We start from the raw sequence: 22995 nt of genomic DNA, 5'->3' as shown, positions 1-22995 counted from the left end.
TTAAGCGGCAAAATCAATTATTCGCCTTTATTTTTTTTGATAATTTCTTCTGCGACGCTCTTCGGCACTTCTTCGTAGTGATCCATGTGCATAGTGAACGTACCGCGACCTTGCGTATTAGAACGAAGTGCAGTAGCGTAACCGAACATTTCAGCAAGAGGAACCATAGCGCGAACAACTTGAGCGTTACCGCGTGCTTCCATACCTTCTACGCGTCCGCGACGTGAAGTGATATCACCCATGATATCTCCCATGTATTCTTCTGGAATAACCACTTCTACTTTCATGATTGGTTCAAGAAGAACTGGGTTACATTTGCTGACTGCATTTTTCAATGCCATAGAAGCAGCAACTTTAAATGCCATTTCGTTTGAGTCAACATCATGGTAAGAACCGTCGAAAAGTTTAGCTTTAATGTCGATAAGCGGGAAGCCTGCTAGTACACCATTTTCAAGTGCATCTTCCAGACCTGCTTGAACAGCTGGGATGTATTCACGAGGAACAACCCCACCGACAATCGCATTTTCAAATTCAAAGCCAGCGCCTTCTTCGTTTGGTTCGAATTCGATCCAAACGTGTCCGAACTGACCGCGTCCACCAGACTGACGTACGAATTTACCTTCAACTTTTGCACCGGTACGGAATGTTTCACGGTACGCAACTTGAGGAGCACCAACGTTGGCTTCTACTTTAAATTCGCGTTTCATACGGTCAACAATGATATCAAGGTGAAGTTCACCCATACCAGAGATGATCGTTTGGCCAGTTTCTGGGTTTGTTTGAGTACGGAATGTAGGATCTTCTTCAGCAAGTTTCGCTAAAGCGATACCCATTTTATCTTGGTCAGCTTTTGATTTAGGCTCAATAGCAACGTCGATAACTGGTTCTGGGAATTCCATTGACTCAAGGATAACAAGATCCTTCTCATCACATAGAGTATCTCCAGTAGTTGTATCTTTTAGACCTACAGCAGCTGCGATATCCCCTGCGTATACAGTAGAGATTTCTTCACGGCTGTTAGCGTGCATTTGAAGAATACGTCCAACACGCTCACGTTTGCCTTTAGTAGAGTTTTTCACGTATGAACCAGAATCAAGTGTTCCAGAGTACACACGGAAGAACGTCAACTTACCAACGTAAGGGTCAGTCATAACTTTAAATGCTAATGCAGAGAATGGCTCTTCGTCAGAAGAATGACGCTCAATCTCTTCATTTGTATCAGGACGTGTACCTTTGATTGCAGCAACGTCAGTTGGTGCAGGAAGGTAGTCAAGAACAGCATCAAGTACTAGTTGAACACCTTTGTTTTTGAAGGCAGAACCAACAAGAACAGGGTAGAATTCAACATTTAATGTACCTTTACGAATTCCTGCTTTTAACTCGTCAATTGTGATTTCTTCACCCTCAAGGTACTTATCCATAAGCTCTTCATCAAGCTCACATACAGCTTCAATAAGGCTGTTGCGAAGCTCTTCAGCTTGCTCTTTGTACTCTTCAGGGATTTCTTTTGCATCAGAACGAGTTCCGAGGTCATCTTCGTAGAAATACGCAACGTTTTCTACAAGGTCAATGATGCCTTCGAAGTTATCTTCAGCACCGATCGGCAATTGAATTGCATGAGCGTTTGCTTGAAGACGGTCTCTTAAAGTTCCTACAGAGTAAAGGAAGTCTGCACCGATTTTGTCCATTTTGTTAACAAAAACGATACGCGGTACTCCATAAGTTGTTGCCTGACGCCAAACAGTTTCTGTTTGAGGCTCAACGCCTGATTGCGCGTCAAGTACAGCAACAGCACCATCAAGTACACGAAGAGAACGTTCAACTTCAACTGTGAAGTCTACGTGTCCTGGAGTATCGATGATGTTTACGCGGTATCCTTTCCACTGTGCAGTTGTCGCAGCGGAAGTGATTGTGATACCACGTTCTTGTTCCTGCTCCATCCAGTCCATTTGTGAAGCTCCTTCATGAGTTTCACCAATTTTGTGGATACGACCAGTATAGAACAAGATACGTTCTGTAGTTGTCGTTTTACCGGCATCGATGTGAGCCATGATACCGATATTACGAGTTTTTTCTAAGGAGAACTCTCTTGCCATTGGGTAATTTCTCCTTCCTTATTAGGAAATTGTGTTTTGTTAATCTATAAATCCTACCAGCGATAGTGAGCAAATGCTTTGTTTGCTTCAGCCATCTTATGAGTGTCTTCACGTTTCTTAACAGCAGCACCAGTGTTGTTAGCTGCGTCAAGGATTTCGTTAGCTAAACGCTCTTCCATCGTTTTTTCTCCGCGAAGACGAGCGTAGTTAACTAACCAGCGAAGTCCAAGAGTCGTACGACGTTCAGGACGAACTTCTACAGGAACTTGGTAGTTCGCACCACCTACACGGCGTGCTTTTACTTCAAGTACAGGCATGATGTTTTTCAATGCTTGTTCGAAAACCTCCATTGCATCATTGCCAGTACGTTCTTTAATGATATCGAATGACTTGTATAGGATTGTTTGAGACTTACCTTTTTTACCATCGATCATCATTTTGTTGATTAGACGAGATACAAGCTTAGAGTTGTAAATCGGATCAGGTAAAACATCTCTTTTTGCTACAGGACCTTTACGTGGCATCTGAATATCCTCCCTTCATCAATTATGCGTATTTTCGTATATTATTTTGCTTTAGGTTTTTTCGTACCGTATTTAGAACGGCCTTGTGCACGGTTTTCAACTCCAGCAGTATCAAGCGCACCACGAACGATGTGGTAACGTACCCCTGGTAAGTCTTTTACACGTCCGCCGCGGATAAGTACAACACTGTGCTCTTGTAGGTTGTGACCGATACCAGGAATGTAAGCAGTAACCTCGATTCCGTTAGTCAAACGAACACGAGCATATTTACGAAGTGCTGAGTTCGGTTTTTTCGGTGTCATTGTACCAACACGAGTACATACCCCGCGTTTTTGTGGAGAAGATACGTTAGTGTGCTCTTTCTTAAAGCTGTTGTATCCTTTGTTAAGTGCAGGAGACTTTGAGTTTTCTACTTTACTCACGCGTCCTTTGCGAATTAGCTGATTAATTGTAGGCATGAATTTTTCCTCCCTTCATTACGTTTTATAACCCACATACCCAGGTGGTTCATCAAAAGGCAAAAAACAATGTCTTTACACAAGATGGAATCTTACGCAAAAACAAAAGTACGTTATAAAATAATGGCAACAGCGGCTGCTCCTACCTCAATTCCGCAGGCTTTGCCGAGCTTTTTCATGGATTCAACCATTGAGACAGAGATACCTTGATCTTCAGCAAGTGAAACAACACTTGACGTGAGTATCGGATCTGCGTCTTTTGCAACGACTACTTCCTTTACTGAACCTCGCTTTAGAGCTTTCACTGTTTGCTTCGTACCAATAATAATTGATTTGGCCTGTGATACTTTATCATAAGACATAAACATATCCTCCAAAGTAACAGGTTTATTTCGAGCACCTTGGTTATATTATCATTCTAGGAGACGAATGTCAACAAGGTATGACATTTTTTAGATTCGTTCTTCTCATAGAGTGACTTTTTCATAAATATATCTGCTGAAAGACTGTTTTTGCAGTCTTTCAGCAGAATTAAATCAGTTATTCAACCGGGACCATATCGTCAGTCGGCTGAACATTTGATACTGGTTTTACTTTACGGTATTTCATCATTCCTGTACCAGCTGGAACAAGTTTACCGATGATAACATTCTCTTTCAAGCCGAGAAGCTCGTCACGCTTACCTTTGATCGCTGCATCTGTAAGGACACGTGTTGTTTCCTGGAAGGAAGCAGCAGATAAGAATGAATCAGTTTCAAGAGATGCTTTTGTAATACCGAGTAAGACAGGACGGCCTGTAGCAGGTCGATTGCCTTCAAGCAATACCTTTTTGTTCGCTTCAGTAAATTGGTGAATATCAAGCAATGTACCTGGAAGCACATCAGTGTCACCGGCATCAATCACGCGTACTTTGCGAAGCATCTGGCGAACCATTACTTCTACGTGTTTATCACCGATTTCAACACCCTGCATACGGTAAACCTTTTGAACCTCATGGAGAAGATACTCTTGAACAGTTGTCAGGTCAGTCACTTTAAGAAGTTCTTTCGGATCGATTGAACCTTCTGTCAGTACTTGGCCTCGAGTAATTTTATCTCCTTCCGCTACTTTCAGGCGGGAGTTGTAAGGTGCCGTATAAGAACGTGTTTCCACTGCGCCTTGAACCACAATTTCCTGTTGCTTATCACGAACTTCATTGATCTCAACGACTGTACCGTCGATTTCTGTAATTGTTGCCTGACCTTTCGGATTACGCGCTTCGAAAAGCTCTTGGATACGCGGAAGACCCTGTGTGATATCGTCTCCGGCAACCCCGCCTGTATGGAATGTACGCATTGTTAACTGTGTACCAGGCTCACCGATTGATTGGGCAGCAATGATTCCGACAGCTTCACCGACTTCAACATCGGAGCCAGTTGCAAGATTTCGGCCATAGCATCGTTTACATACACCATGAGGCGTATTACATGTGAAGGCAGAACGGATCCACACTTCTTCAATGCCGGCTTCGACAATCTCCAGTGCTTTATCTTCATCGATCAGTTCGTTTTCATTCACAAGCACTTCACCTGTTTCAGGGTGCTTCACTTGTTTTCTTGCAAAACGTCCGATTAAGCGTTCTTCTAAGCGCTCAATTGTTTCAGTTCCTTCTTTAAGAGGCTTAGCAAGAATGCCTCGGTCAGTTCCGCAATCAGTTTCACGGATGATAACATCCTGCGCAACGTCAACGAGACGGCGTGTAAGGTAACCTGAGTCAGCAGTTTTAAGAGCGGTATCGGCAAGACCTTTACGCGCACCGTGTGTGGAGATAAAGTACTCCAATACTGTCAGACCTTCACGGAAACTTGATTTGATCGGCAACTCAATGATACGTCCAGCCGGGTTGGCCATCAGGCCGCGCATTCCGGCAAGCTGTGTAAAGTTAGATGCGTTACCACGGGCACCAGAGTCACTCATCATGTAGATCGGGTTGAGTTCATCAAGTGATTTCATCAGTTTGCCTTGGATAACGTCTTTTGCAGCACTCCAGATAGAGATGACTCTCTCATAGCGTTCTTCTTCAGTGATAAGACCGCGGCGGAACTGCTTCATAACGTTGTCAACTTTGCTTTGCGCTTCCTCAAGAATTTCTTGTTTATCATCAAGTACGACGATGTCAGAAACCCCAACTGTAATACCAGCTTTAGTTGAATATTTGAAACCTAGGTTTTTCATGCGGTCAAGCATTTTAGACGTTTCCGTAATATGGAATCGTTTAAAGATTTCCGCGATGATTTTACCCAGAATGCCTTTTTTAAACGGCGCATTGATTGGCTGCTGTGCGATAACAGCTTTAACGTCAGCACCTTTTTCTAAGAAGAAACGGTCAGGTGTTTTCTCTTCAATGTTGCTCTTCGTTGGTTCATTCATGTAAGGGAATGATTCCGGAAGAATTTCATTGAAGACAAGCTTACCGACAGTTGTAATTAACAATTTTGAGCGCTGTTCTTCGGTAAATGTCACATTCTTAAGTGAGTTAGCTGCAACAGCTACTCTCGTATGAAGGTGAACATATCCGTTTTGATAAGCAAGAAGCGCTTCGTCTGTATTCTTGAAGACCATACCTTCACCGACAGCACCGGCACGCTCAAGTGTCAGGTAATAGTTACCCAGTACCATATCCTGAGACGGTGTTACAACCGGTTTACCATCTTTAGGGTTCAAGATGTTTTGAGCAGCAAGCATCAAGATACGTGCTTCAGCTTGTGCTTCAGCAGATAATGGTACGTGAACCGCCATTTGGTCACCGTCAAAGTCAGCGTTGTAAGCTGTACATACGAGCGGGTGAAGACGGATTGCGCGTCCTTCAACAAGCGTTGGTTCAAACGCCTGGATACCTAATCTGTGAAGTGTAGGGGCACGGTTCAGCAGTACCGGATGCTCCTTAATAACTGATTCTAGCACATCCCAAACTTCAGGCTGTACGCGCTCAATTTTGCGTTTCGCACTCTTAATGTTGTGAGCAAGACCTTTTTCAACAAGTTCTTTCATAACGAAAGGTTTGAAAAGTTCAAGCGCCATTTCCTTCGGTAATCCGCATTGGTACATTTTCAAATGAGGACCAACAACGATTACAGAACGTCCGGAGTAATCGACACGTTTACCAAGAAGGTTTTGACGGAAACGGCCTTGCTTCCCTTTCAGCATGTGAGAAAGAGATTTTAACGGTCTGTTACCAGGGCCTGTTACAGGGCGTCCGCGGCGGCCGTTGTCAATTAAGGCATCGACAGCCTCTTGAAGCATACGCTTTTCGTTTTGAACGATGATGCTAGGCGCACCAAGGTCCAAAAGGCGTTTCAAACGATTGTTACGGTTGATGACACGACGATAAAGGTCATTCAAATCAGAAGTCGCAAAACGTCCGCCATCTAGCTGAACCATCGGTCTAAGCTCCGGAGGAATAACAGGAAGCACATCAAGGATCATCCAAGAAGGCTTGTTTCCTGAGTTACGGAAGGCTTCTAAAACTTCAAGACGTTTGATCGCACGAGTACGGCGTTGTCCTTGTGAAGTTTTCAGCTCTTCTTTTAACATATCAACTTCTTTTACAAGATCGATATCTTGAAGAAGTTTATGAATTGCTTCAGCACCCATAGATGCCTGGAATTTATTACCGTATTTATCAAGATAAGCACGATATTCTTTCTCAGACAGAAGCTGTTTCTTTTCAAGCGGTGTATTCGCCGGATCAGTTACAACGTAAGAAGCAAAGTAAATGACTTCTTCTAAAGCACGAGGTGACATATCCAGCACAAGACCCATACGGCTTGGAATACCTTTGAAATACCAAATGTGGGAAACTGGGGCAGCCAGTTCAATGTGCCCCATTCTCTCACGACGGACTTTAGCCCGTGTTACTTCGACTCCGCAGCGGTCACAAACTACGCCTTTATAACGAACTCGCTTGTACTTCCCGCAATGACATTCCCAGTCCTTAGTCGGTCCGAAAATGCGTTCGCAGAATAGACCGTCCTTTTCAGGTTTTAACGTACGATAGTTTATCGTTTCAGGCTTTTTCACTTCACCAAAAGACCATGAACGGATTTTATCTGGTGAAGCAAGACCGATGTTCATATACTCAAAATTGTTCACATCTAGCAAGGGGCCTACCTCCCTTTTTTCTTCGGATTAACCGATGTCACTTGCCTTTATAACTAGAGATTATTCTTTTGTTACTACATCGCGTTCAACGTCTGCAGATGCTGTTTCTTCCGGCTCTTCATCACCTGATAATGCCAGGCCGTCAGCTTGTTTCGCATCTTCTTCGTCTTCTAAATCTCTCATTTCTATTTCTTCTTCATCACCAGAAAGGATTTTGACATCCATACCTAAGCTTTGAAGTTCTTTGATTAATACTTTGAATGATTCCGGAACACCTGGTTCAGGAACATTGTCGCCTTTAACGATGGCTTCGTATGTTTTCACACGTCCAACCACGTCATCAGACTTAACAGTTAGAATTTCTTGAAGAGTGTAAGCCGCACCGTAAGCTTCAAGTGCCCAAACCTCCATCTCACCAAAACGCTGTCCGCCAAATTGCGCTTTACCGCCAAGAGGCTGCTGCGTAACAAGTGAGTAAGGGCCTGTAGAGCGTGCATGAAGTTTATCGTCAACCATGTGAGCTAGTTTGATCATGTACATGATGCCTACAGATACACGGTTATCAAACGGCTCTCCAGTACGTCCGTCGTAAAGCACTGTTTTGGCGTCACGAGACATGCCGGCTTCTTCAAGTGTTTCCCAGACATCCTCTTCTCGCGCTCCGTCAAATACAGGAGATGCAATGTGAATGCCAAGGTAACGAGCGGCCATACCCATGTGAAGTTCCAATACCTGCCCGATGTTCATACGTGATGGTACGCCCAGCGGGTTAAGCATGATATCAATCGGTGTGCCGTCAGGAAGGTAAGGCATATCCTCTTCAGGAAGAATCTTAGAGATAACACCTTTGTTACCGTGACGACCGGCCATTTTATCCCCTTCAGAAATCTTACGTTTCTGAACGATATATACGCGTACTAACTGGTTAACACCTGGAGGAAGTTCGTCTCCGTCTTCACGGTTGAAGACTTTAACGTCATGGATAATTCCGCCGCCGCCGTGAGGCACACGAAGAGAAGTATCACGAACCTCGCGGGCTTTCTCGCCAAAAATGGCGTGAAGAAGGCGTTCTTCTGCAGTCAGTTCAGTTACGCCTTTAGGCGTTACTTTACCAACAAGAAGATCTCCGTCTTTTACTTCTGCCCCAATACGGATGATTCCGCGGTCATCAAGATTGCGAAGCGCATCTTCACCGACGTTTGGAATATCGCGAGTGATTTCTTCAGGTCCAAGTTTCGTATCACGTGCTTCTGATTCGTATTCTTCAATGTGGATAGATGTATAAACATCATCCTTCACTAGGCGTTCACTCATGATGATGGCATCCTCATAGTTGTAGCCATCCCATGTCATGAAGCCGACCATTACGTTACGGCCAAGTGCAAGTTCACCAAGCTCCATAGAAGGACCGTCAGCAAGGATTTCTCCTTTTACCACTTCATCGCCGACACTTACGATCGGACGCTGGTTGTAGCACGTACCTTGGTTAGAGCGGACAAATTTCAGCAGGCTGTATTTATCCAGGTTTCCTTTTACTTTTTGACCGTCTACTTCTTCATAACGGCGAACCCAAACGTTTTTCGCTTCTACGCGTTCAACGATACCAGGGTGTTTACAAATAACAGCGGCACCAGAGTCTTTTCCTGATACGTATTCCATACCAGTTCCAACAAATGGCGCTTCCGGCTGCATCAAAGGCACAGCCTGACGCTGCATGTTCGCTCCCATGAGGGCACGGTTGGAGTCATCGTTTTCTAAGAACGGGATACATGCTGTCGCAGCAGATACAACCTGCTTAGGCGATACATCCATGTAGTCTACACGATTTCTGGAAACAACGGTGTTCTCCCCGCGGAAACGAGCTACGATGCTGTCATCAATAAAGGCGCCTTCGTCATCAAGACGAGCATTCGCTTGAGCGACAACATAGTTATCCTCTTCATCAGCAGTTAAGTAATCGATTCTGCCCGTTACCTTCCCTGTTTCAGGGTCAACGCGGCGATATGGCGTTTCAATAAAGCCAAAACGGTTTACTTTTGCATAAGATGATAGTGAGTTGATCAAACCGATGTTCGGGCCCTCAGGCGTTTCAATCGGACACATACGGCCATAGTGGGAGTAGTGAACGTCACGCACTTCCATTCCGGCACGCTCACGTGTCAATCCGCCCGGTCCTAATGCTGACAGACGGCGCTTGTGCGTTAATTCAGCAAGCGGGTTCGTCTGATCCATGAATTGAGAAAGCTGTGAGCTTCCAAAGAACTCTTTAATGGACGCAATAACAGGACGAATATTGATCAGCTGCTGAGGCGTAATTGTATTCGTATCTTGAATTGACATTCTCTCACGAACCACACGCTCCATACGGCTTAAACCGATACGGAATTGGTTCTGGAGAAGCTCGCCTACAGAACGTAAACGGCGGTTTCCAAGATGATCGATATCATCTGTGTCGCCTACTCCGTGCAGCAAGTTGAAGAAGTAGCTGATTGAAGAAATAATATCAGCAGGCGTGATGTTTTTAATCTCTTCTTCGATGTAAGCATTGCCGATTACATTAATAACCTGTTCTCCTTCTTGATCAGTCGGAGCAAAGATTTTAATTGATTGAAGAGTCACTTCATCCTCAACAACGCCGCCATTCGGATACAGCTTTCTAAAACCGATTCCGTTTTCTAAGTATGGCAGTACTTTATCAAGTGTTCTTCTATCAAGAATCTGGCCTTTTTCAGCAAGGATTTCTCCTGTTTCAGGATCAACAAGCGTTTCAGCAAGTCTCTGATTGAAGAGGCGATTCTTAATATGAAGTTTTTTATTAATTTTATAGCGTCCTACATTGGCAAGATCGTATCGTTTCGGATCAAAGAAACGAGAATCAAGCAAGCTTTTCGCATTTTCTACTGTAGGCGGCTCTCCAGGACGGAGACGCTCGTAAATTTCCAGCAACGCTTTGTCACTGTTTTCTGTGTTATCTTTATCAAGCGTATTTCGCAGGTATTCGTTTTCTCCTATGAGATCAAGAATCTCTTGATCGGAGCCGAAGCCGAGAGCACGCAAAAGAACCGTAACCGGCAACTTACGTGTGCGATCAATGCGGACATAAACAACATCTTTCGCATCAGTTTCGTATTCTAACCATGCGCCACGGTTTGGAATGACAGTTGCGGTAAAACCTTTTTTACCGTTTTTGTCTACTTTACCACTGAAATATACACTTGGAGACCGAACAAGCTGGGAAACGATAACACGTTCCGCACCGTTAATGATAAAAGTACCTGTATCTGTCATAATAGGGAAATCCCCCATGAAGACATCTTGGTCTTTTACCTCTCCAGTTTCTTTGTTAATTAAACGAACCTTCACTCTTAACGGAGCTGAGTAAGTCACATCACGTTCTTTTGATTCCTCTACAGGATATTTAGGCTCACCTAAACTATAATCAATGAACTCAAGAGAGAGGTTACCAGTGAAATCCTCAATTGGTGATATGTCTTGAAACATCTCTCTAAGACCCTCATCAAGAAACCACTGATAAGAAGAGGTTTGAATTTCAATGAGATTTGGTAATTCTAACACTTCGCTAATGCGAGCATAGCTTCTGCGCTGGCGGTGTCGTCCATACTGAACTAGTTGACCTGTCAACTGATTCACCCCTCAAATCATGCGTATTATATGTGTAATAAGCATTTCTTCCAAAGAAAGAAAATACTTTTACAAGACAAAAGAAAAAAGGGTTTCTAATTAAGAAAACCACATCCAAAAACAAATACCGATTTTATTAGCATTTCCATACTTGTATAATTTATACATAGATATTGACAATTCATCATATCAAGCAAAATATATACATTGGCATTTTACAATATTAACATAGTTAAAATACCGAGTCAAACTTTTTTTGCTTTTATGATATAATAGCCTTTCTTTTTTTGAACGACGGAAACTTCATCGAACAGTTCCTCGAGCTTTTCAATGGCAGAAGGCGCGCCTTGCTTTTTCTGTATGACGATCCACAATTCACCTGAAGCTTTTAAGTGTTCAGCGCTTTTCTCAAAGATAGCATGGACAACTTTTTTTCCGGCTCGGATTGGGGGATTTGTAAGAATAGAAGCAAATGTTTGAGCAGAATCAACGTTTGAAAACAAATCGCTTTGATAAATCTTAACGTTTGTTATTCCGTTTTGTTCCGCATTTTCATTTGATAGTTCTACGGCTCTCTCATTAACGTCAATCATGTGGATAGTCCGGTCTTTAAAGTCGCTGGCGAGCGATAAACCAATCGGGCCGTACCCGCAGCCTACATCCAAAATGCCGCCCTCAACCTCAGGCTCTTCAAAAGAATCAATCAGCAGGCGGGAGCCGAAATCAACTTCTTTTTTAGAAAAAACCCCGCTGTCGCTGGTAAACGTGAAATCTTTATTCCGAAGCCTAAAAGACCAGGTTTGCTTGTTGCTTTTTACTGAAGGTTTTTCTGAATAATAGTGCTCACTCATTATTAGAACCTCCTTTTTTCATGGCTTAAAGAATGGCAAAGAAAAAGCTCGCCTCATAAAAGCGAGCTTCCCCTACAGGTAAGTGAAGATTACTTAACTTCTACAGAAGCGCCAACTTCTTCAAGTTTAGCTTTAAGCTCTTCAGCTTCTTCTTTAGCAATACCTTCTTTAAGTGGTTTTGGAGTGTTGTCAACAAGTTCTTTAGCTTCTTTCAAGCCAAGACCAGTGATTTCACGTACAACTTTGATAACTTTGATTTTTTGAGATCCTGCACCAGCAAGGATAAGATCGAATTCGCTTTGCTCTTCAGCAGCTCCGCCTGCAGCAGCTCCGCCAGCTACAGCTACAGGAGCAGCAGCAGTTACGCCAAATTCTTCTTCGATTGCTTTTACTAGGTCGTTCAATTCAAGTACAGTTGCTTCTTTAACGGAAGCAATGATTTCTTCGATATTTAAAGCCATTTGTAATTCCTCCATTTTGTTTTAATTTATGAAAAACTGATTAGATTAAGCGCCTTGTTCTTCCTTTTGTTCTGCCACAGCTTTTGCAGCAAGAGCAAGGTTGCGAACTGGAGCTTGAAGTACGCTAAGCAACATAGAAAGCAAGCCTTCGCGTGATGGAAGTTCAGCAAGAGCTTTCACTTCTTCAACAGTAGAAACTTTACCTTCGATAACGCCAGCTTTGATTTCAAGAGCTTCGTGATTTTTAGCGAAGTCATTAAGAACTTTAGCCGGAGCGACAACATCTTCAGTGCTGAATGCGATCGCGTTCGGTCCAGTTAAGAAATCATTCAAACCATTAAGCTCAGCTTGTTCAACCGCACGGCGAGTCATCGTATTTTTGTAAACTTTGAACTCAACGTTAGCTTCGCGAAGCTGTTTACGAAGTTCAGTTACTTCAGAAACGTTAAGTCCGCGATAGTCAACGATGATCGTTGATTTACTTTCTTTCAGTTTAGAAGCAATTTCTTCAACAACAACTTTTTTTGTTTCAATTGCGCTGCTCATGGTTACACCTCCTGTAGATTCTTGTGTAACACTTATACCGTTAGGTGATCACGACTGAGACGACGGATTCCATATAAAAAGCCTCCATGAGACATGGAGGCTGTATATACAAGCATACGTAACGTAATAGCTGTGATAATATACACCTCGGTAGGATAATTAAGCGGTTAGGCCCCTACTGTCTACGGTATAAATGATATTCTATTTTACAACATTTTGAATAATATCAGAATGCTGATGTCATGTCAATATTATTTTACGTTAAAAGTTGAAGAGTCTACTTTGACACCAGGTCCCATAGTAGAAGTTACAGCAACGTTTTTCACGTAAACGCCTTTAGCTGCAGCAGGTTTAGCTTTAAGGATTGTATCGTACATTGTTGTGAAGTTCTCAACAAGTTTTTCATCCTCGAAAGAAACTTTACCGATAGGCACATGAATGTTTCCAGCTTTATCAACACGGTATTCAACTTTACCAGCTTTGATTTCGCCGATCGCTTTTTCAACTTCGAAAGTAACTGTACCAGTTTTAGGGTTTGGCATTAAACCTTTTGGTCCAAGTACACGACCGATTTTACCAACTTCACCCATCATGTCAGGTGTAGCTACGATTACATCGAAATCGAACCAGCCTTGTTGAATTTTGTTGATGTAGTCAGTATCGCCTACGAAATCTGCACCAGCAGCTTCAGCTTCTTTCGCTTTTTCGCCTTTTGCGAAAACGAGAACGCGCTGAGTTTTACCAGTTCCGTTTGGAAGCACAACTGCTCCACGGATTTGCTGGTCGTTTTTACGAGGGTCAACCCCTAAACGGAAAGCCACTTCAACTGTAGCGTCGAATTTAGCTGTGTTTGTTTTTTTAACGAGAGCTACTGCTTCAGAGACGTCGTAAGCTTTAGAACGGTCTACAAGCTTAGCAGCTTCAACGTACTTTTTACCTTTTTTAGCCATTTTAAAATTTCCTCCTTATGTGGTTATAGCGGAATAACCTCCCACGAATAAGGGTTGCGAACTTGTTAAAACTCGCAACCCGACAAGAAACAAATTAATCCTCGATTACAATACCCATACTGCGGGCAGTACCTTCAACCATGCGCATTGCCGCTTCAACGTCTGCTGCGTTTAAGTCAGGCATTTTCGTTTCAGCGATTTCGCGTACTTTATCGCGCTTAACGGTTGCCACTTTATTACGGTTTGGTTCACCAGAACCAGACTCAATTCCAGCTGCTTTTTTAAGCAATACTGCAGCAGGTGGAGTTTTTGTAATAAATGTAAATGAACGGTCTTCGTAAACCGAAATTTCAACAGGAATGATTAAACCAGCTTGGTCAGCTGTACGAGCGTTAAACTCCTTACAGAATCCCATGATGTTAACACCGGCTTGACCAAGTGCAGGTCCAACTGGTGGTGCTGGGTTAGCTTTTCCAGCAGGAATTTGCAATTTTACAACTTTAACTACTTTTTTAGCCACGAGACACACCTCCTTAAGTCCGTGATGTGGTAATAGGGTAAACCCTCCCACTCAAGGTTTCATTCTTTATATGAATGACGAAATATCATGCTAGTTGCCTTGGATAAGTCCAAGACGTACCTTTGCTATATTATCATTTATATATAGCAATTTCAAGTTTTTTCACATTACAATTTATCGATTTGGGTAAATTCCAGCTCAACCGGCGTTTCACGGCCGAACATATTAACGAAAACTTTGACCTTGCTTTTATCATAATCAATCTCTTCAATTGATCCTGTAAAGTTAGCAAAAGGTCCGTCTATTACTTTCACTGTCTCTTTCAGTTCAAAGTCAATATCAGTTTTGCGTTCATCCATGCCCATTCTCTTCAGAATGGTTTCTGCTTCGCCCGGAAGAAGCGGCGTCGGTTTTGAACCTGACCCGGCAGATCCTACGAATCCAGTAACGCCCGGCGTGTTTCGGACAACATACCAAGAGTCGTCTGTCATTACAATTTCAACAAGCACATAACCAGGGAACACTTTCTTTTTCACGACTTTTTTCTTGCCGTTTTTGATATCCGTTTCTTCTTCTTCGGGTACGACTACACGGAAAATTTTATCCTGCATCCCCATTGATTCAACACGTTTTTCCAAGTTGGCTTTTACTTTATTCTCATAACCAGAGTACGTGTGAACAACATACCAATTCTTTTCCATTCTATTCAGGACTGTCCAGTCCTTCCCTCCCCGCATTTGGTTTTAGTGAATTACCATAACGCTTCAAAAAATAGGCGGCAAGCCTATGATAACTATCATTTTAAGCCACAATAAAAAACCCGCTGAACGGGTTTTGGCAAGTAATATTATGATCTATTATAGCACGTATTGCTGATCATTATTCAACTATTAAACGAATTAATTGAGAAATTCCTGTGTCAAGGAGGGCAAAAAAGATAACAAAAAAGATAACTGTTGAAATTACCGTAATGGTATAACGCGTTAACTCTTTTCCTTTAGGCCAGCTTACCTTTTTCATTTCTTTCCCAACATCTTTAAAGAATTTCATAATACGCATGTAAAAGACCTCCACAATTTAAAAGCGCAAAAACTATTTTGTTTCAAGATGAGCTGTATGTGAATTGCAAGTACTGCAGTATTTCTTTACTTCTAATCGCTCAGCCGCTGATGCAGAGCTCTTCATTGTCGTATAATTACGGTTTCCGCATGTCTTGCATGCTAACGTAATCTTTTTTCTCATGTCATTACACCTTTTTCTAAATAGACATTAGTTCTTATCTTTAGTAACATATCATAGTCAGAAAAATACTGTCAATATAGCATAAATTCCTATTACAAACTGATTTCGCGAATTTCCAAGTACTTCTCCAGCTTGCGTTTCACACGCTGAAGGGCATTGTCGATCGATTTCACATGTCGGTTCAGTTCATCAGAAATCTCTTGGTAACTTCTCCCATCGAGATATAAGACGAGTACTTTTCTCTCTAAATCACTTAATAGTTCTCCCATTTTCATTTCAATATCATCAAATTCTTCCTGATTAATGATCATTTCCTCAGGATTTAAGGTTTTCGCTCCTGAAATGACATCCAGCAGCGTTCGGTCTGATTCTTCATCAAAAATCGGTTTATCTAATGAGACGTAGGAATTCAAAGGAATGTGTTTCTGGCGAGTAGCTGTCTTTATTGCGGTAATAATTTGGCGGGTAATACATAATTCTGCGAAAGCTTTGAATGAGGTAAGCTTGTCCTCTTTGAAGTCACGAATAGACTTATAGAGGCCTATCATGCCTTCCTGAACAATATCCTCTCTGTCCGCCCCTATTAAGAAATAGGATCTTGCTTTTGCCCGAACAAAGTTTCGGTACTTCGTAATCAAGTAATCTAACGCATCACTGTCCCCAACATGAACCTTTTCAATGACCTGCTCGTCCTCCAACTGGCAAAACTGCTCTTTGTTGAATTTTCCCTTGTTGTTCTGTAGATTCACTCCGATCCCCCCGGCGCACGTAGATAGAAATATTATACAGTATTGGGCAAAAAAGCGTCAACTTAATCTAAGTCTCCCCGCCTCCACTTTTCAAACGTTTTCAAAACCTCTTCCGATAAAGCAATTTTACCCGCCGGCTTTTCGGAAGTGATTTTTCTTACCCGTCTCTCTATTCGCCTTTCAATCGTTTCTACCTCTCTCAAAAGCTCCCGGGCCGATTTCCGCAATGCCCCCTGTCCGAAAATCGCCCACTGCTCAGTATAGTCAGAGGTCGCAACGTGAATTTGAGTCGCAATATTATTCAAAGCCTGAGCGAGCTTTTCTATCCGCTCATCAGCCGTCTCATTTTCTTTTGTAAAAATTACTTCAACTCTATGGTTGGTCTGTTTTTTCTCAAGCCCTTTTACGAGATGCGCGTCAAAAACAACAATAACCCTGTTTCCTGTATACGATTGATATTCCGCCATTTTCTGAATCAGTACGTCTCTCGCCTCTTCAAAACTGTTCGCTTTTAAATCCTTCAGCTGCGGCCAGGCTCCAATCATGTTGTACCCGTCTACTAACAGGATATCCATGGGTCTTTATTCTCCCAGAGGGTTTCGTTTCCGGTAGACTTCATACATCAAAAGACCAGCCGCGACAGATGCATTTAGTGAAGTTACCTTTCCGGCCATCGGGAGTTTAATGAGAAAATCGCACTTTTCCTTTACAAGACGGCCCATCCCTTTTCCTTCACTTCCGATGACTAGAGCCAAAGGCATATTGCCGTCCATATTACGGTAATCCTCACGCGCGGACGCATCCGTTCCGACAACCCAGATTCCCCGCTCTTTCATCTCTTCTAACGTCCGTGCCAAATTGGTGACTCTTGCTACAGGAATGTGCTCAATTGCTCCTGTTGAAGCTTTTGCCACTGTTGTTGTCAGCCCGACAGCTCTCCGTTTTGGAATGACGATGCCATGAGCGCCGACCGCATCTGCTGTCCTCATAATGGAACCAAGATTATGAGGGTCTTCAAGCTCGTCCAGAATGAGGAAGAAAGGCTGTTCATTTTTTTCTTCGGCTGCTTTATATAAATCGTCCAGTTCTGCATATTCATACGCTGCAACCTGTGCCACTACGCCCTGATGCTGTCCTGTCACCATTTGATCGAGTTTTTTTCTCGGGACGTATTGAATCGTGATTCCCTGCTTTTTGGCAAGCTCAATCACTTGCTGTGCTTGTCCCTTTACGGTGTTTTCCGCCATCCACAGCTTATACAGCTTCCGATCAGATTTTAACGTCTCGATCACTGCATTTTTCCCTATGACGTAATCATGTTGCTGACTCATTTGTTTTCCTCCCTGACGTCCCGAATTGTATAGCTTCGGCTACGAGCTGACTAAGTCGTTCCTCTTTTTTCTCTAGAAAAAGGTAGCCTAGAAGCGCTTCAAATGCTGTACTGTAGCGGTACGTCTGAACATCTGTATTTTTAGGTATTGTCCCTGACTTGGCATTTCTGCCTCTTTTCAGCACCGCTTCCTCTTCTTCCGTAAAAAATGATTGATTCTGCAGAAAAAATAGGATCTCAGCCTGTGACTTTGCTGAAACAATCCGGCTTGATTTCTTATGAAGATCATTTGGTTTGGTAAAGCCCTGCTTAAGCAGGTGATGCCTGACATACACTTCAAAAATGGCATCACCTATATAAGCAAGCGCAAGACCGTTAAGCTGCTTAGAATCTTTTATCGTATCAAATTCAAGCATCTGTTATTCTCCCCGTTTCCAGCGAGTGCCTTGAGCCGTATCTTCAAGAATGATATTCATGCTTTTCAGCTGGTCGCGGATCTGGTCTGACAATGCAAAATCGCGATTCCGGCGCGCTTCATTTCGCTTTTCGATTAAGTCTTCAATCTCTTGATCGAGAAGTTCCTGCTCACCCAACGAAAAACCGAGGACAGAAACAATGCGGTCAAACATCTCAATAAACGCCGTAATCACATGATCAGCCGTATGATCTTTCTGAAGATAATAATTGGCGTGTTTCGCTAAGTCAAACAAGACTGAAATGGCATTCGCCGTATTAAAATCATCGTCCATCGCTTCTTCGAATGCTTTGCGGTGTTCTTCAACTTTTTCAAGCCATTGATCGTCATCCTCCGTTAAATTCGTACTGCTGTTCAGACGGTGCTGAAGATTGCTGTACGCTGTTTTTAAACGGTTGAACGCGCTTTTCGTATTCTCCAGAAGCTCTTCTGAATAGTTAATCGGATGGCGATAATGAACAGATAGCATAAAGAATCTCAAAAGCTGCGGATCATGCTGTTTAATGATGTCATGGACAAGCACAAAGTTGCCTAGTGATTTTGACATTTTTTCATTATCAATATTGATATAACCATTATGAAGCCAGTACTTCGCAAACGTTTTGCCTGTCAGCGCCTCAGATTGCGCAATTTCGTTTTCATGGTGAGGGAATGTTAAATCCTGTCCGCCCGCATGGATATCAATCTGGTCACCGAGATACTTTTTCACCATTGCTGAGCATTCAATGTGCCAGCCCGGACGTCCTTTCCCCCAAGGGCTATCCCAAGAGATTTCTCCTTCTTTTGCCGCTTTCCACAGTGCGAAATCAAGAGCATCTTCTTTTTTCTCGCCGACTCGGATGCGTGCACCTGATCTAAGTTCATCGATTGATTGCTGAGAAAGCTTTCCGTACCCTTCAAACGCTCTGGTTTTGAAATATACGTCACCTTCTGATTCATATGCGTAGCCCTTTTTCACGAGCTGATCTACGAATTCGATAATGGCATCCATGTTCTCCATTACTCGCGGATGAAGGTCGGCTTTTCGGCAGCCGAGCGCACCTACGTCTTCAAAGTATGCTTTAATAAAACGCTCTGAAATGGTGGGTACATCCTCACCGAGTTCATTTGCCGCTTTAATTAATTTATCGTCTACGTCTGTGAAGTTAGAGACATACTGCACATCATAGCCTTTATACTCTAAATAGTTTCGAACCGTATCGTAAACGATTGCCGGACGCGCGTTCCCGATATGAATGTAATTGTAAACCGTGGGTCCGCATACATACATTTTCACTTTTCCCTCTTCAAGAGGAACGAATGTTTCCTTCTGTCTAGTCAATGTATTATAAAGTGTGATTGTCATTTTTGATTGATCCTTTCTTTTCTGTCTTCAAGTTCTGCCTTCAGCTCTAAAATCTGCTGTTCCAAAGACTTAAAGCGGTCAGCAACTGGATCGGGCAAATCCTGATGGTTTAAATCGCGTCTTACTTTCTTGCCATTTTGTACAACGACCCGTCCAGGGATACCGACAACTGTTGAAAAATCAGGAACATCATGCAGCACTACTGAACCAGCCCCAATCTTTGAGCCTTCACCGACCGTAATAGAACCGAGCACTTTAGCACCTGTGGCTATCAATGCGTCATCTTTAATCGTTGGGTGCCTTTTTCCCTTTTCTTTCCCCGTTCCCCCGAGGGTAACCCCCTGAAAAACGGTTACGTTATTGCCGATTTCACATGTCTCCCCAATGACAACCCCCATGCCGTGGTCTATGAAAAATCTTCTCCCGATTGTAGCGCCGGGGTGGATTTCTATCCCGGTAAAAAATCGGCTTACTTGAGATATAAGGCGTGCAAGGAAATAAAATTTTCGTTTATATAAAGCATGTGCAATCCGATGCGCCCATATAGCATGTAAACCGGAATAAGTTAAAATCACTTCAAAATAGCTTCTTGCTGCGGGATCTTGATCGAACACAGTATTAATGTCTTCTTTGAGCATTCTAAAAAACACATGCTTCCCCCCGTTTCTCTATCTGATTTCCTCTACCCAATAAAAAAAGCGTCTCTGCATGTAAACATGACAGAGACGCTTTAACCGCGCGGTTCCACTCTGTTTGAAAAGCAGACTTCTGCTCTCCCAACTTCAGCCTGTAACGGCGGCGGCCGCCTTTGAATACTGATTTCAAAAAACGTTCTTCAAAGGTCTTAAGGGCGCACTTCTAAAACCCGGCTCATGGATCTCTCTCAGCCAATGGAGATCCTTTCTGTAATGGCCTAAAGCTTTATACTCTTCCCTGTCAACAATCATTTATTTAGATATTCTTTAAACGCTGAATTGCAGTCTCTTTACCGATCAATTCAATTGATTGCGGCAGTTCCGGACCGTGAGTTTGCCCTGTTACAGCAACACGAATCGGCATAAACAGTTTTTTCCCTTTATGGCCAGTTTCTTTCTGCACTGCTTTGATTGATGCTTTGATATTATCCGGAGTGAACTCCTCAAGCTCTTCAAGCTTCGCTGCGAATGTGCTGAGCACTTCAGGAACCTGTTCTTCTTCCAGAACAGCTTTCGCTTCTTGATTATACTCGATCTCATCCGTAAAGAACAAATCAGTCAGCTCAACAATTTCCGCACCGTAGCTTAATTGCTCATGATACAGGGAAATCAGTTTACGAACCCACTCTTGTTCTTCAGCAGAAAGCTCAGTGCCAACTTTGCCCGCTTTTTGCAAATGCGGAAGCGTCAGTTCAACAACCTGATCAAGATCCAGCTTCTTCACATATTGGTTGTTAACCCATTTTAGCTTATGCATATCAAACAAAGCTGGTGATTTAGATAAACGATTCACATCAAAAATTTCAATAAACTGCTCTTTTGTGAAAAGCTCTTCTTCTCCAACCGGTGACCAGCCTAGCAGTCCGATAAAGTTGAACAGCGCTTCTGGCAGGTAGCCAAGCTCTTTGTACTGCTCGATGAATTGAATAATGGATTCATCACGTTTACTGAGCTTTTTACGGCTTTCGTTTACAATCAGCGTCATGTGTCCGAACTGAGGAATATCCCACCCGAATGCTTGATAGATCATAATCTGTTTCGGTGTGTTAGAAATATGATCCTCACCGCGCAGCACGTGTGTCATTTTCATTAAGTAGTCATCAATAGCTACCGCGAAGTTGTAAGTTGGCGTCCCGTCCTTTTTCACAATAACAAAGTCGCCGATGCCATCTGATTCAAAAGAAATTTCACCTTTTACGATATCATTAAAGGCGATAATTTTTCCTTCCGGCACGCGGAAACGAATACTTGGTTTTCTGCCTTCGGCGATAAATTTCTCCTGTTCTTCCTGAGTCAGGTCTCTGTGTTTTCCGGAATAACGAGGCATTTCTCCGCGGGCAATCTGTTCTTCACGCTCTTTTTCAAGCTCTTCTTCCGTACAGTAACATTTATAAGCAAGCCCTTTTTCAAGAAGCTCTTCATAGTACACTTTATAGATATCGTTACGCTCTGACTGACGGTATGGACCGTACTCTCCTCCGACATCCACACTCTCATCCCAGTCAATACCTAGCCACTTCAGATAATTCAGCTGGCTTTGTTCTCCGCCCTCAATATTGCGCTTTTTATCAGTATCCTCAACTCGAATGATAAACTTACCGCCTTGATTGCGGGCAAATAAATAATTAAAAAGCGCCGTTCTGGCATTTCCAATATGCAAATGTCCGGTTGGACTCGGTGCATAACGGACGCGTACTTCGTTTCCCATTTTCAAATACTTCCTTTCATGTCATGTATGGCCTCAGGCAAAAATGTATGAATCTATTCTACCACCAAATAGACCCGGCATCAAAACAAGTTAGCCTTTTTGTATCAGTACTGTCGCCTGAGCCGCTATTCCTTCCGCCCGGCCTGTAAATCCAAGCTTTTCTGTCGTTGTTGCTTTTACATTTACTTGAGAAACATCTGCCTCAAGGCCTTCAGCAATTCTTTTTCTCATATCTTCTATGTACGGCAGCATCTTCGGCTTTTGCGCTATGATGGTGCAATCAATGTTCCCAAGGACATACCCCTTCTGTTTCACGATTCCCCAGACATGCTGAAGTAATTTGAAAGAATCTGCGTCCTTGAACTCGGGATCTGTGTCAGGAAAATGCTTGCCGATGTCTCCTTCACCCACAGCTCCCAGGCAGGCGTCAGCGACGGTATGCAGCAATACGTCTGCATCAGAATGGCCAAGCAGCCCTTTTTCGTACGGGATTTTTATTCCGCCAATAATGAGAGGACGGCCCTCCACTAATTGATGCACATCAAATCCTTGTCCAATTCTAAACATGTTTATTCCCACTTTCTGATTCCATGATAGCTTCAGCTGACGTCAAATCGTCTGGCGTCGTCAGCTTAATATTTGTATAGCTGCCTTCTACAACACGGACCGAACCGCCCTCCATCTGTTCAACGAGGCTGGCGTCATCCGTCCCTAAAAATCCCTTGCGCTCGGCCTCAGCGTGAGCCTTCATCAATAAAGAAAGACGAAAAGCTTGTGGCGTTTGGACAGCCCACAAGCTTGAACGTTCAATCGTCTCACTGACTTGTAAATCTTGAACGCGTTTAATCGTATCTTTTACCGGAACAGCAAGGATGGCCGCTCCTGTCTGTTCCGCCTCTGCGATCAGTTCGTCAATTTGTTCATGTTTTATAAATGGGCGGGCACCGTCATGTACAAGGACAATCTTTTCCTGCTTTACGGCTTTCAGCCCCTTATACACACTGTGCTGACGCTCATCTCCGCCTGCAACAAGCTCAATCGAAGTTTGAAACGGGTAATCGGACAGCAATTGTTGAAAGTGCTCCCGCTCCTGCTCGTTAATCACCAAAATGATTTTATCGCACTGCCGGTGGCTGTCAAACACTCTTAACGTGTGTATGATCACCGGGTCTCCCTTCAGCTCAATGAACAGTTTATTTCTCCCTGCCTTCATCCGCTTTCCCTGTCCGGCTGCAGGAATCACCACATCATAACTCATTGTTT

General features: G+C 43.1%; 23 protein-coding genes and 2 other annotated features. All 23 genes read right to left on the bottom strand.

What is annotated here, in order from left to right; translation table 11 throughout:
- Positions 1 to 17 precede the first annotated feature (17 nt).
- The gene (fusA, locus tag ACFVP7_RS00705) at positions 18 to 2096 is read right to left on the bottom strand and encodes an elongation factor G (protein WP_003235056.1); all 2079 of its coding nucleotides are present in this window, start codon (positions 2094 to 2096) and stop codon (positions 18 to 20) included.
- 53 nt (positions 2097 to 2149) lie between these two features.
- Positions 2150 to 2620, bottom strand: a complete 471-nt coding sequence (gene rpsG, locus ACFVP7_RS00700) for a 30S ribosomal protein S7 (RefSeq protein ID WP_003225784.1) — start codon at positions 2618 to 2620, stop codon at positions 2150 to 2152.
- A 41-nt stretch (positions 2621 to 2661) separates the two neighbouring features.
- Complete coding sequence (gene rpsL / locus ACFVP7_RS00695; RefSeq protein ID WP_003225781.1) at positions 2662 to 3078, bottom strand: 30S ribosomal protein S12; 417 nt, start codon at positions 3076 to 3078, stop codon at positions 2662 to 2664.
- Positions 3079 to 3191: 113 nt separating this feature from the next.
- Positions 3192 to 3440, bottom strand: coding sequence for a 50S ribosomal protein L7ae-like protein (locus ACFVP7_RS00690; protein WP_003225778.1), 249 nt, complete (start codon positions 3438 to 3440; stop codon positions 3192 to 3194).
- A gap of 178 nt (positions 3441 to 3618) precedes the next feature.
- Positions 3619 to 7218, bottom strand: coding sequence for a DNA-directed RNA polymerase subunit beta' (gene rpoC, locus ACFVP7_RS00685; protein ID WP_004399688.1), 3600 nt, complete (start codon positions 7216 to 7218; stop codon positions 3619 to 3621).
- Between the two features lie 60 nt (positions 7219 to 7278).
- Entirely contained in the window at positions 7279 to 10860 is a 3582-nt protein-coding gene (gene rpoB, locus ACFVP7_RS00680) for a DNA-directed RNA polymerase subunit beta (protein ID WP_009966326.1), read from the bottom strand.
- 245 nt (positions 10861 to 11105) lie between these two features.
- Positions 11106 to 11711, bottom strand: a complete 606-nt coding sequence (locus tag ACFVP7_RS00675) for a class I SAM-dependent methyltransferase (protein ID WP_003235045.1) — start codon at positions 11709 to 11711, stop codon at positions 11106 to 11108.
- Between the two features lie 89 nt (positions 11712 to 11800).
- The gene (gene rplL, locus ACFVP7_RS00670) at positions 11801 to 12172 is read right to left on the bottom strand and encodes a 50S ribosomal protein L7/L12 (protein WP_003156436.1); all 372 of its coding nucleotides are present in this window, start codon (positions 12170 to 12172) and stop codon (positions 11801 to 11803) included.
- Positions 12173 to 12217: 45 nt separating this feature from the next.
- Entirely contained in the window at positions 12218 to 12718 is a 501-nt protein-coding gene (gene rplJ, locus ACFVP7_RS00665; protein ID WP_003235042.1) for a 50S ribosomal protein L10, read from the bottom strand.
- Between the two features lie 65 nt (positions 12719 to 12783).
- Positions 12784 to 12924, bottom strand: a sequence feature (ribosomal protein L10 leader region).
- 45 nt (positions 12925 to 12969) lie between these two features.
- A complete protein-coding gene (gene rplA / locus ACFVP7_RS00660) occupies positions 12970 to 13668 on the bottom strand; it encodes a 50S ribosomal protein L1 (RefSeq protein WP_003235040.1) in 699 nt (232 codons plus the stop codon).
- 94 nt (positions 13669 to 13762) lie between these two features.
- Complete coding sequence (gene rplK, locus ACFVP7_RS00655) at positions 13763 to 14188, bottom strand: 50S ribosomal protein L11 (RefSeq protein ID WP_003156430.1); 426 nt, start codon at positions 14186 to 14188, stop codon at positions 13763 to 13765.
- Between the two features lie 167 nt (positions 14189 to 14355).
- Positions 14356 to 14889, bottom strand: a complete 534-nt coding sequence (gene nusG / locus ACFVP7_RS00650; protein WP_003225764.1) for a transcription termination/antitermination protein NusG — start codon at positions 14887 to 14889, stop codon at positions 14356 to 14358.
- A 178-nt stretch (positions 14890 to 15067) separates the two neighbouring features.
- Entirely contained in the window at positions 15068 to 15247 is a 180-nt protein-coding gene (secE, locus tag ACFVP7_RS00645; RefSeq protein ID WP_004399676.1) for a preprotein translocase subunit SecE, read from the bottom strand.
- A gap of 33 nt (positions 15248 to 15280) precedes the next feature.
- Entirely contained in the window at positions 15281 to 15430 is a 150-nt protein-coding gene (rpmG, locus tag ACFVP7_RS00640; protein ID WP_003156421.1) for a 50S ribosomal protein L33, read from the bottom strand.
- A 92-nt stretch (positions 15431 to 15522) separates the two neighbouring features.
- Positions 15523 to 16179 (bottom strand): RNA polymerase sporulation sigma factor SigH, encoded by a 657-nt coding sequence (sigH, locus tag ACFVP7_RS00635; RefSeq protein WP_003225758.1) that lies wholly within the window; start codon positions 16177 to 16179, stop codon positions 15523 to 15525.
- A 62-nt stretch (positions 16180 to 16241) separates the two neighbouring features.
- Positions 16242 to 16754, bottom strand: a complete 513-nt coding sequence (gene rae1, locus ACFVP7_RS00630; protein ID WP_003235032.1) for a ribosome-dependent mRNA decay endonuclease Rae1/YacP — start codon at positions 16752 to 16754, stop codon at positions 16242 to 16244.
- 6 nt (positions 16755 to 16760) lie between these two features.
- Entirely contained in the window at positions 16761 to 17510 is a 750-nt protein-coding gene (gene rlmB / locus ACFVP7_RS00625) for a 23S rRNA (guanosine(2251)-2'-O)-methyltransferase RlmB (protein WP_014475598.1), read from the bottom strand.
- The gene (locus tag ACFVP7_RS00620; RefSeq protein ID WP_014475597.1) at positions 17494 to 17925 is read right to left on the bottom strand and encodes a mini-ribonuclease 3; all 432 of its coding nucleotides are present in this window, start codon (positions 17923 to 17925) and stop codon (positions 17494 to 17496) included. Before ACFVP7_RS00620 ends, rlmB begins: the two co-directional genes overlap by 17 nt.
- Positions 17926 to 17928: 3 nt before the next feature.
- A complete protein-coding gene (cysS, locus tag ACFVP7_RS00615; RefSeq protein WP_014478619.1) occupies positions 17929 to 19329 on the bottom strand; it encodes a cysteine--tRNA ligase in 1401 nt (466 codons plus the stop codon).
- Positions 19326 to 19979, bottom strand: coding sequence for a serine O-acetyltransferase (gene cysE, locus ACFVP7_RS00610; protein ID WP_338731965.1), 654 nt, complete (start codon positions 19977 to 19979; stop codon positions 19326 to 19328). The genes cysS and cysE overlap by 4 nt, the downstream gene beginning before the upstream one ends.
- Before the next feature lie 68 nt (positions 19980 to 20047).
- Positions 20048 to 20278: a binding site (T-box leader), on the bottom strand.
- Between the two features lie 2 nt (positions 20279 to 20280).
- A complete protein-coding gene (gltX, locus tag ACFVP7_RS00605) occupies positions 20281 to 21732 on the bottom strand; it encodes a glutamate--tRNA ligase (protein WP_014478617.1) in 1452 nt (483 codons plus the stop codon).
- Between the two features lie 90 nt (positions 21733 to 21822).
- A complete protein-coding gene (ispF, locus tag ACFVP7_RS00600) occupies positions 21823 to 22299 on the bottom strand; it encodes a 2-C-methyl-D-erythritol 2,4-cyclodiphosphate synthase (RefSeq protein WP_100276427.1) in 477 nt (158 codons plus the stop codon).
- Complete coding sequence (ispD, locus tag ACFVP7_RS00595) at positions 22292 to 22990, bottom strand: 2-C-methyl-D-erythritol 4-phosphate cytidylyltransferase (protein WP_003235019.1); 699 nt, start codon at positions 22988 to 22990, stop codon at positions 22292 to 22294. Before ispD ends, ispF begins: the two co-directional genes overlap by 8 nt.
- Between the last annotated feature and the right edge of the window lie 5 nt (positions 22991 to 22995).

The sequence above is a fragment of the Bacillus sp. SG20033 genome, from assembly GCF_044570195.1.
GTDB classification, from domain to species: Bacteria; Bacillota; Bacilli; order Bacillales; family Bacillaceae; genus Bacillus; species Bacillus subtilis.
Note: the sequence above shows the minus strand (reverse complement) of the source record. Positions and strands in the feature narration are given on the sequence as shown.